9 protein-coding genes are annotated in these 9,830 nt (G+C 42.6%); 2 read left to right on the plus strand and 7 right to left on the minus strand.

The window, feature by feature from the left end; genetic code table 11:
- Positions 1-408: 408 nt before the first annotated feature.
- The 7 genes from ACED60_RS24495 to dusA all read right to left on the minus strand — a co-directional run bounded on the left by ACED60_RS24495 (position 409) and on the right by dusA (position 7,670).
- Positions 409-1,185 carry a phosphoadenylyl-sulfate reductase gene (locus tag ACED60_RS24495; RefSeq protein ID WP_102250087.1) on the minus strand — a complete coding sequence of 259 codons (777 nt, stop codon included), beginning with the start codon at positions 1,183-1,185 and terminating at the stop codon, positions 409-411.
- Positions 1,178-2,905, minus strand: coding sequence for an assimilatory sulfite reductase (NADPH) hemoprotein subunit (gene cysI / locus ACED60_RS24500; protein ID WP_371728647.1), 1,728 nt, complete (start codon positions 2,903-2,905; stop codon positions 1,178-1,180). The genes ACED60_RS24495 and cysI overlap by 8 nt, the downstream gene beginning before the upstream one ends.
- The gene (locus ACED60_RS24505) at positions 2,905-4,770 is read right to left on the minus strand and encodes an assimilatory sulfite reductase (NADPH) flavoprotein subunit (protein ID WP_032499707.1); all 1,866 of its coding nucleotides are present in this window, start codon (positions 4,768-4,770) and stop codon (positions 2,905-2,907) included. Before ACED60_RS24505 ends, cysI begins: the two co-directional genes overlap by 1 nt.
- 123 nt (positions 4,771-4,893) lie before the next feature.
- Positions 4,894-5,124, minus strand: coding sequence for a hypothetical protein (locus tag ACED60_RS24510; RefSeq protein ID WP_004735813.1), 231 nt, complete (start codon positions 5,122-5,124; stop codon positions 4,894-4,896).
- A 222-nt stretch (positions 5,125-5,346) separates the two neighbouring features.
- Positions 5,347-6,069: a TIGR04219 family outer membrane beta-barrel protein gene (locus ACED60_RS24515; RefSeq protein WP_080518003.1), complete on the minus strand. Its 723-nt coding sequence runs from the start codon at positions 6,067-6,069 to the stop codon at positions 5,347-5,349.
- A gap of 135 nt (positions 6,070-6,204) precedes the next feature.
- Complete coding sequence (gene pspG / locus ACED60_RS24520) at positions 6,205-6,426, minus strand: envelope stress response protein PspG (RefSeq protein ID WP_009847904.1); 222 nt, start codon at positions 6,424-6,426, stop codon at positions 6,205-6,207.
- Positions 6,427-6,665: 239 nt separating this feature from the next.
- On the minus strand, positions 6,666-7,670 hold the full coding sequence (dusA, locus tag ACED60_RS24525) for a tRNA dihydrouridine(20/20a) synthase DusA (RefSeq protein WP_135383036.1): 1,005 nt from the start codon (positions 7,668-7,670) through the stop codon (positions 6,666-6,668).
- A 104-nt stretch (positions 7,671-7,774) separates the two neighbouring features.
- On the opposite strand from dusA, the gene ACED60_RS24530 reads away from it, so the two are divergent.
- Positions 7,775-8,839 (plus strand): site-specific integrase, encoded by a 1,065-nt coding sequence (locus ACED60_RS24530; RefSeq protein WP_371728648.1) that lies wholly within the window; start codon positions 7,775-7,777, stop codon positions 8,837-8,839.
- A 146-nt stretch (positions 8,840-8,985) separates the two neighbouring features.
- Complete coding sequence (locus ACED60_RS24535) at positions 8,986-9,780, plus strand: hypothetical protein (RefSeq protein WP_371728649.1); 795 nt, start codon at positions 8,986-8,988, stop codon at positions 9,778-9,780.
- Positions 9,781-9,830 lie beyond the last annotated feature (50 nt).

A 9,830-nucleotide genomic window follows, 5' to 3' on the forward strand; every position in this document is an offset into this window, starting at 1 on the left:
AAGAGCTTCTCTTCGTTGTGACTTACATCACTTCGGAAGAGGCGGCCATTCTAGCGTTTTAATTCTCAGTGTCAAACACTTTTGAAAATTAATTTCTACTTTCTAAAAGTAGAAGCGAATTATCGCTTAAAGCTAGTTGCCTTACTAACATTCTTCGCTGAGGCCTTGTGGCGTCTACCGTGTCAGTGAGGCGGCATTATAGAGATGTTCCTCACATTGGCAAGTGTTTATTGCCGAAAATTGCAAAAATAACGGTTAGATGATGGATAAACACCCAAAGCTTTATTTATGCAAGTTTAACTACAAAGTACCTACATAATAACCACAGACTTATCCACAATCACTTTAATTTTATCCCCTAGAAACTAAAAAAGCTGCCTTGAGGCAGCTTTTTAAATGGCAATGAGTCTAAATCCCAGAACCATATTGCTCTCCATCGTCTTCATGGAGACCACATTCTCGTTTCAGACCATTGAACCGGGTTTCTTCTTCAGTCATACCCGGTTCCCATTTCTTAGTCGTATGAGTATCTCCAACAGAAAGGTACCCCTGCTCACGAAGTGGGTGGTAACTAAGGCCATGCTCTTCCAAGTAATAGTGAACATCTTTATTTGTCCAATCAATTACTGGCAAGAACTTAAACACACCATTTTGGATAGATAAGATCGGTAAGTTTGCGCGCGATTGAGATTGCTCTCTTCTTAAACCAGAAAACCAAGTGCCAGCCTCTAATTCATCCAGTGCTCTTCTCATCGGTTCAACTTTATTAAGTTTGTTGTACTTCTCTATCCCTTCTATACCTTGATCCCAAAGTTTGCCATATTGCGCTTCTTGCCAATTAGAGCTCTGTTGTGCACGAAAGACTTGAAGGTTTAAAGTCAATTTCTGACTTAACTCATCTATAAAGCGATACGTTTCTGGGAATAGGTACCCGGTGTCTGTCAGAATAACTGGAATATCGGGTTTGGCTTGAGTCACTAAGTGCAGCATCAATGCTGCTTGGATTCCGAAACTAGAAGACACCACATGTGTTCCTTCTAAGTTTTCTAGAGCCCACTTCACTCTTTCTAATGCAGTTAGCTGCTCTAACTCAGCATTAATTTGTCCAAGACGAAGTATCTGCTCCGTCTTAGTCAATGCGAGTAGCTCTGCTAACTTCAATTTTGAAGCGACAGAATTATGCATGCAGATCCCTCTTTGAAATGATCACCTCTTCGATGATGCCAGCTCGGATTGTAAAATCACCGAACCCTTCATTATCCGTTCGTTCCGTAGCCCAACGCCCCACCAGCGAATCAATCTCTTCTAAAATCTGAGCTGACGTGATGTTCTCTTTATACATCTTAGGAATACGAGTTCCGGCTTTGTTGCCACCTAAGTGCATGTTGTAACGCCCTGGAGCCTTGCCGACTAAACCAAGTTCAGCCAACATTGCACGACCACAGCCGTTTGGACAGCCTGTAATACGAAGGATGATGTTATCTTCTTCTGGTAACCCGTGTTTCTTCAGAATGTCTTCAACATCCGTTACAAACTCAGGAAGAAAACGTTCGGCTTCTGCCATTGCTAACGGACATGTTGGGAATGCCACACACGCCATTGAGTTCTTGCGCTGTTCTGAAACGGAATCATCCATCAGACCGTATTGACGTGCCAGCTTTTCAATTTTTGCCTTTTGGCTCTTAGGTACACCTGCAACAATGAGATTTTGGTTCGCTGTCATGCGGAAATCACCTTTGTGGATCTTCGCTATTTCAGCAACACCTGTTTTCAGCGCTTTACCCGGAAAATCAAGTAAACGACCATTTTCGATGAATAACGCTAAGTGGTGCTTACCATCAATACCTTCCGCCCAACCGATACGGTCGCCACGGCCAGTAAACTCATAAGGACGACTTTCAGAAAACTCAACGCCTGCACGTTTTTCTACTTCTGCTTTGAATACATCAATACCAACACGGTCTAGTGTGTATTTGGTTTTGGCATTCTTACGATTCGAACGGTTACCCCAGTCACGTTGTGTCGTCACAACAGCTGCCGCTACATCTAACGTTTTCTCTAATGGCACAAAACCAAAGTCGTCAGCTTTACGTGCATAAGTAGAAGTATCGCCGTGCGTCATTGCAAGACCACCGCCCACTAATACGTTAAAGCCCACCAGCTTTCCGTCTTTAGCAATCGCAATAAAGTTAAGATCGTTAGCATGAACATCTACGTCATTTTGCGGAGGAATTACAACCGTCGTCTTGAACTTACGCGGCAAGTAGTTGCTACCTAAGATAGGTTCTTCATCCGTTGTTGCGAGCTTTTCACCATCTAGCCAGATCTCAGCATAAGCACGAGTCTTAGGTAATAGGTGTTCACTGATCTTTTTCGCCCACTCATAAGCTTCTTGGTGTAGCTCGGACTCAACCGGGTTTGTGGTACACAAAACATTTCGGTTTACGTCACCCGCAGTTGCGATTGAATCAATACCAATACTGTTTAGCGTTTGGTGCATTAACTTAATGTTCGGCTTCAACACACCGTGAAACTGGAAAGTTTGACGAGTTGTAAGACGGATAGAACCATAAGAGGTGCTTTCATCTGCGAATTTATCAATCGCTAACCATTGCTTCGGAGTGATGATCCCGCCAGGCATACGCGCACGAAGCATTACGTTATGTAAAGGTTCTAGCTTTTGCTTGGTACGTTCATTACGAATATCACGGTCATCTTGTTGGTACATACCGTGGAAACGGATCAGTTGAAAGTTATCTGCGGTAAAACCACCAGTGATACGGTCTTGAAGATCTTGTTCAATCGTACCGCGAAGGTTTTTACTTTCACGCTTCAGACGTTCATTGTCAGCCAAAGGTCCCAGTACTTGACCTAGCACTTCTTGCTCTATTACTTGCTTGCTCATTAGTACACATCCCTTTGGTAACGTTTCGCTTTACGTAAATCATTAATATATTGTTCAGCTTGCTCGCGGCTCTGATTGCCATGTTTTTCCGCTATCGTAACTAACGCTTCATGAACATCTTTTGCCATTCGAGTTGCATCGCCACATACATAGAGGTACGCGCCCTCTTGAAGCCATTGCCAAACCTGCTCTGCCTGCTCAATTAATCGGTCTTGAACATAAACCTTTTCTTTTTGATCACGACTAAACGCAACATCAAGCTTGGTTAATGCACCAGATTTAAGATACCTCTGCCATTCAACTTGATATAAGAAATCTTGAGTAAAGGTACGGTCACCAAAGAACAACCAGCTTTTACCTTCAGCGTCATTGTTTTCACGCTCTTGAACAAAACTACGGAAAGGTGCGATACCTGTACCCGGGCCAACCATGATGATTGGTGTGTTGTCGTCTTGCGGCAGTTTGAAGTTATTGTTGTTCTCTACAAACACCTTCACTTCACCACCTTCTTCAAGGCGTTGAGCTAAGAAACTTGAAGCGCCACCCAGACGAGATTCATCGCCCTTTTGGTATTCAACCAGACCAACCGTCAAGTGAACTTCTTCATCTACTTCTGCTTGGCTTGACGCAATAGAGTAGAGACGTGGAGTTAACTTACGTAGTAGGCCAATCAATTCATCAGCCGATAGCTTGGTTTTCTTCTCAGCTAAAACATCGACAACTTGAGTATTACCCGCGTATTCACGAAGCTTGTCTTTATCTTCCACCAGCTTAATTAACTTCTTGCTGCCCGATAGCTCAGCAAACTTAGTCACAAGTTGAGGGTTTGAAGAGGTAATCTCGAATTTACTGACGAGTGCACTGTGGACAGACAAGTTGTCACCATCGACATCGACACTTTCGATACCAGACAGCCCAACCTTAGAAAGAATCTGATTTGCGAGTTCTGAACTGTTTTCAAACCATACGCCTAGCGCATCACCCGGTTGGTAAGTAATACCCGACTCATCAAGATCAATCTCGATATGACGAACATCTTTGCCCGAATCACGACCGGTGATCTTTTGGCTCGTTAATAGGGTCGCTGTGTATGGGTTTTGTTTGGTGTATTGCGAATGACCGGCAGCCGCTTGACCTACTGGTAATTGAACCACATCGGCTTCAGTGCCTGTCGATAGCGTCTCTTTTACTTGCTCTAATGCTTTAGCGCGCCATTCCGTTGCTGACTCTTCGTAATCAACATCACAATCAAGACGGTCGACAAACGATTTAGCACCAAGCTTAGCGAGGAAGTTATCGAAGTCTTTAGCCGTTTGGCAGAAGAACTCATAGCTTGAGTCACCTAAACCGATCACACCGTATTGTAGGTTTGATAATTTTGGCGCTTTCTTCGATTGAAGGAATTCATGCAACTCAATTGCGTTATCAGGGGCTTCGCCCTCACCATTGGTTGAAGCTACAAAAATGACGTGTGTCTCTTTGGCTAGGTTCTTACCTTTATAATCACTAGCATCGAAAAGCTCGACAGCAATCCCTAAGGCTTTCGCTTCTGCCTCAAGCGATTCGGCGACACCTTTCGCATTACCGGTTTGGGATGCGAAGATAATGCTGAGCTTACCCGCAGGTTTTGCGGCTACTGCAGCGGCTGCTTGAGCGATTGGCGCGGCGGCCCCCACAGGCTGAGTTTGGCTCACACCCCAAAGGTAACCACTGACCCATGCCAGTTGTTGAGAAGATAATTCAGAAACAGTTTGCTGAAGATGACCCAATTGTTGGTCATTAAGTGGTGCTGCTAGCCCAGGTAACTCAGTAGCCCCAGACTGTGCATTATTATTTTGTGAAGACTCTTTCTTATTTAAAGACATGGTCACGACATCCCTAATCATTGCGTGACGATAGATTAACCACTCCTTTTAATAACAAGAAAGAATAGAAAAGTATGTTTTATAACTTTTTGGAAGTAAAAACCGATTGAAACATCAATTGAGTTACTGGTTTTCAATACGAACTTGTTGAAAGCCAACCGCCATTGCCGACTTAGATGCTAGGTCTAAATCCGCGTAATGACACTCTTCACCATGAACATCAGTAAGCAAAACAAAGCCACCGCCCATATGGCGAAACTCCACAACCCAAGACCCCTCTTGAATTGAGGGCTCTATGATCGCTTCAACCAACAGATTTTCTCGATATAAATTTCGTAATTCATTGAGTGTCATATTCCATCCCTTGCTTTGACCTCACAACATAGACCTTATAAGAATAGACGCTAATTAGGTCTCTGTATTAAGGATGGTCGAAAGTGATGAATGTGCTAACTAATTCCAGAAAAGTATATACCCAAGTAACTTCAAGATGCTTGGGGATAACCAATAGATATAAAAAAACGCCACTTAATAAAGTGACGTTCTTAAATTTCGTTCTAGATTCGTTTTAATTGCCTAAAAGCGTACTTCTACGCCAGCAAACCAACCATCAACCATAACAAACGATTTAGGTGGCCCAGGCTTTGGGTCATCTAACGGATCAGGTTCTTTGTCTGTCTCAAGAGGTTTGTTCAGCTCTGAAGAGAAGAATTTGTCCGAATCAAGGTCGATCACACGATAGCCACCACGAAGTGCTATTTCAGTATCTGCCACTGGAATACGGTACTGAACACCCGCCATCAAATCGGTACTCTTAATACCGTTGCTATCACCAAATTCCATCGTACCAATGATATCAAGCTGAGTATTAGGGACATTGATTTCTGCGTTACCGTAGAAGCTCCAGGTAAACTCATCAAAACTTGTCGTTTTCGAACTGTACGGATCTTTGTAATGTGAGTTTGCATACTGAGTAAATGTCACACCCGCATCGAAGTTCATCAACTTGTGATCCAACATTGTGTAGTAGAACGTGTAGTCATACTTATCAAACGCTAACAATGTTGTATCAACAGTAGAGTAGCGGAAACTCGCATTTGGCAGCTTAGGGGCATTATGCTCAAATGCGAAATACAACGAAGGTGAGTTTGAGTCACTCGACCTAGCTTCGTTCAGCTTTGTACTTCCCCACCACATATCAGCACCGATCTTAGTCGTGTAAGAAAACTCTTCTTCAGCGGACACTGCCGAGCTTAAAGAAAGCATTCCCACTAAAGCAATTAATGGCATTTTATTCATTTGAGATAGCTCCAATTCCATATCGTTGTGCTAATTGTATGCACATTCATAGATTATTGGGGAAAATTCTACCACACATCTTAAATTCTAAAACGATAAACCGCTGACGAGTAAAGATTTGACGACACGATGACTTTAATAACGTCTTTGGTTAGAGCTGTGTACATAGTTTTTGAAAAACCACACACCCACTGCAATCACGATCAGCCAAGGCAACAGTTTAAACACAACGCCCATCATACCTAAGACCAGCATGACCGCTAACGCGATTCCGGTTGCCGCTAGTACCGTCATAAACGTAATACCAGTAACGAGTAAAGTTGCGACGAAAATAAGAACAAAGATTAATTCAAACATAATGGTCTCCCTAATGAGTTCATGACCTATCTTTCCTACTTTCTAACATTGCAGCTTCCATACCAAGTTAGATACAACCATAAACTCCTTATTTATCAGGCAAATAAAAAGCCACACATCTTCATGCGTGGCTTTTCGGAAACTCACAATGGTAAATTTAGCCTCTAATGGCGAATTTAGCCTTGTTCTTTAAGCTTTTAACTTTTAGTTCTTGGCTTTTGCTTTAACCTTGAGGGTGTCTATACGTTTAGCTCTTTAGGGATCTTAGCCAATGCCGTCTGAATCACCTCAATGCCCGCGCCTTTCTTATGTGCATTCTCACTGATGTAACGACGCCATTGTCTTGCGCCCGGCATGCTTTGGAACAAACCAAGCATGTGACGAGAGATATGACCAAGGCTCGCTCCATTCGAAAGCTGACGCTCAATGTACGGGTACATCTCTTCAACCACTTGTGAACGCTTCTTGATTGGCGTGTCTAAACCAAAGATCTGCTGATCAACTTCAGCCAAGATAAACGGGCTATGGTATGCCTCACGACCGATCATCACACCATCAAGGTGCTGCAAGTGCTCTTTAGTCTGTTCTAATGTTGTGATACCACCATTTACCGCAATCACAAGATCTGAGAAGTCTTTCTTGATTTGGTACGCGCGATCGTAATCTAGCGGTGGGATCTCACGGTTCTCTTTCGGGCTAAGGCCACTCAACCACGCCTTACGAGCATGGATAGTAAATTGCTCACAACCGCCCTTTTCAGAAACAGTAGAAACAAACTTAGTCAGAAACTCGTAAGAGTCTTGGTCGTCGATACCAATACGCGTTTTCACCGTAATTGGAATATCCGTGACTTCTTTCATCGCTGACACACAATCTGCCACCAGCTCAGGCTCAGCCATTAGGCAAGCACCAAAGCGACCATTCTGAACTCGGTCTGAAGGACAACCTACATTGAGGTTCACTTCATCATAGCCACGCTCTCCAGCAAGCTTGGCACAAGCCGCCAAATCAACCGGGTTTGAACCACCAAGTTGAAGAGCTAATGGGTGTTCTTGCTCGTTATATTCTAGAAAGTCGCCCTTACCATGTAAGATCGCGCCTGTTGTGACCATTTCCGTGTACAGAAGCGTCTGCTGAGATAGCAAACGGTGAAAGTAACGACAGTGGCGGTCAGTCCAATCCAACATGGGTGCAACAGAAAGTCGGTTACTAGCGTATTTACTGGTTTTATTAGTGTTTGTCATGATTCAGTCTCAATTAATATTGTACAAACATACAGCGAATTACCTAGAATTAATCGGAATTACTTCCTGTAGTACCCCTCAAGTACCCCTTTAGGAGTTGGACAATGGCAAGTTATACCATCGAGACCAGAAAGCTAAAAAGCGGTGAACAAAGGTTCAAGGTAACAATCATCGTTAAAAAGAATTCGCGCATTATACACAGGGAAAGCAAAACTCTAAAAAAGAAAGCACTCGCTAAAACTTTGGGTAGAAAAAGGGTAGCTGAATTAGAGGCTCAAGGGGTACTCAATCAACCCAAAACAGTACCCCTTTCGGTACTCCTCGATTTATTCATGGCAGAACGTGACCTTTGGGACAATACAGGCCGCACCAAACGATATGTGATTAAGATGCTTAGGGATTGCGACATCGTCAATGTTGAGAGCAATCAACTACGAACAAGCGACTTAATCGAACACTGCAAAAACAGAAAAGGCGCAGGAGCCAAACCTGCAACGATTTATCATGATATTGCTTACCTACGTTCCGTCATGAAAAAGTCGAAGCCTGTATTCAACGTAGACTCTAATCACCAGATATTTGATGAAGCCGTCCCTGTTTTGATTGATATGGGGTTAGTCGGTAAAAGTCAGAAACGAACACGCCGCCCGACTTCTGAAGAACTGAAACTCTTAAAGCTTGGATTAGAACAACGTGAGTCTTTCCGGCCAAACGGCAAAACTCGAATACCATTCACCGACATTCTTGAGTTCAGTATCCTCACTTGCATGCGAATTGGCGAAGTCTGCAAGCTACGCTGGGAAGACCTCAACCAAGAGCATAAAACGATACTTGTCAGAGACAGAAAAGACCCAAGGAAGAAAGAAGGTAATCACATGATTGTTCCGTTGCTTGGTGAGTCATTTGAGATCGCACTGAAACAACCAAACAAAGGCGAACTCATTTTCCCGTACAACTCTCGAAGTGTTAGCGCAGGCTTTCAACGAGTAAGGAATGAATTGGGTATTGAGGATTTGAGGTACCACGACTTGCGAAGAGAGGGGGCAAGTAGACTTTTTGAGAAAGGGTATTCGATAGAAGAAGTAGCTCAAGTAACTGGGCACAGAAATTTGAACATTTTATGGCAGGTCTATACACAATTATTTCCACATAAGCTACACAATAAATAGCAAGGAAAAATATCAAAAAATCATTTATCGAAAAGGCTCGCTACATGTTTTTTTTTCAGCAACTTGTTTTGACCGCACTCACTGTAAGTACAAGTAATCTCTGATATAACGCTCTCAACCAAGAATAATTGAGAGCCTGTGTAGACATGCAAATAAATGAGATTCACGAGTTATCCCAATGGTATCAAAAAGAGATTCAGGGAAAGAAAGTCGACTCATTAGTAACAGCTTGTATGAGTCGATTAAAAAACAATACTGATATTCACCAGGAGAAAGAGCTGTTGCTAAAGGCTCTTTCTAGTGTTGACCATAGCTCGATCACCAACAATCAAAGAAAATGTCTAATCAAGTTAAATATAAGTTCAATAGTTTTGGAAGGCTCGGTAAATGAGTTTACTTTACTTTTTGATATGCATGTAAATGACATTAACTTCGTAATATCTACATTAGATAGACATGTGAAGTTTTTGACAGCTGCTACATCAGCATTTACACAAGCCAAAACAGCATTGCCTAAGATTGTTCCTAGTGAATTTATCAATGCACAGGAAGTTCCCGCAGGTAAAATTTTAACTCGTCTGACTTTCCACAACGATGCTTCTATCAATAATGTTGTTGAATTTAGTGATTGGGCTAAGCGATGGAACTTTATCGCACGTGGTTTCTCTATGGCGGTAAATCAACCAACAGAAGATTTTGAGATAGTAAATGCTGACCGTGGTTCATTTATTATAGATTTGCTAGTTGGTGCTAAAGCTATGCAGATTCTGTTTGAATCACTTAAAGCACTAACTGACTTAGCGGTATCTATTACTGAACTACGAATTAAGCATCAACAATTAGAGCAGTTAAAAGACACAGTTCCTCAAGAAATGTTCCAACAGTTCTCAGAGACTTCAAATCAACATATAGAAAAACAAGAAAATGAAATTGTAGCGTAAGCGCGTCATGAACCCCGCATTCTAATTAACCGGCACGAAGAATAAGATCA

Source organism: Vibrio sp. 1F279 (assembly GCF_041439815.1).
GTDB classification, from domain to species: Bacteria; Pseudomonadota; Gammaproteobacteria; order Enterobacterales; family Vibrionaceae; genus Vibrio; species Vibrio tasmaniensis_A.

Coding starts and splice junctions, on each gene's coding strand:
- ACED60_RS24495 (WP_102250087.1), bottom strand. CDS start 1,185: ATGCATAATTCTGTCGCTTCAAAATTGAAGTTAGCAGAGCTACTCGCA.
- cysI (WP_371728647.1), bottom strand. CDS start 2,905: ATGAGCAAGCAAGTAATAGAGCAAGAAGTGCTAGGTCAAGTACTGGGA.
- ACED60_RS24505 (WP_032499707.1), bottom strand. CDS start 4,770: ATGTCTTTAAATAAGAAAGAGTCTTCACAAAATAATAATGCACAGTCT.
- ACED60_RS24510 (WP_004735813.1), bottom strand. CDS start 5,124: ATGACACTCAATGAATTACGAAATTTATATCGAGAAAATCTGTTGGTT.
- ACED60_RS24515 (WP_080518003.1), bottom strand. CDS start 6,069: ATGAATAAAATGCCATTAATTGCTTTAGTGGGAATGCTTTCTTTAAGC.
- pspG (WP_009847904.1), bottom strand. CDS start 6,426: ATGTTTGAATTAATCTTTGTTCTTATTTTCGTCGCAACTTTACTCGTT.
- dusA (WP_135383036.1), bottom strand. CDS start 7,670: ATGACAAACACTAATAAAACCAGTAAATACGCTAGTAACCGACTTTCT.
- ACED60_RS24530 (WP_371728648.1), top strand. CDS start 7,775: ATGGCAAGTTATACCATCGAGACCAGAAAGCTAAAAAGCGGTGAACAA.
- ACED60_RS24535 (WP_371728649.1), top strand. CDS start 8,986: ATGCAAATAAATGAGATTCACGAGTTATCCCAATGGTATCAAAAAGAG.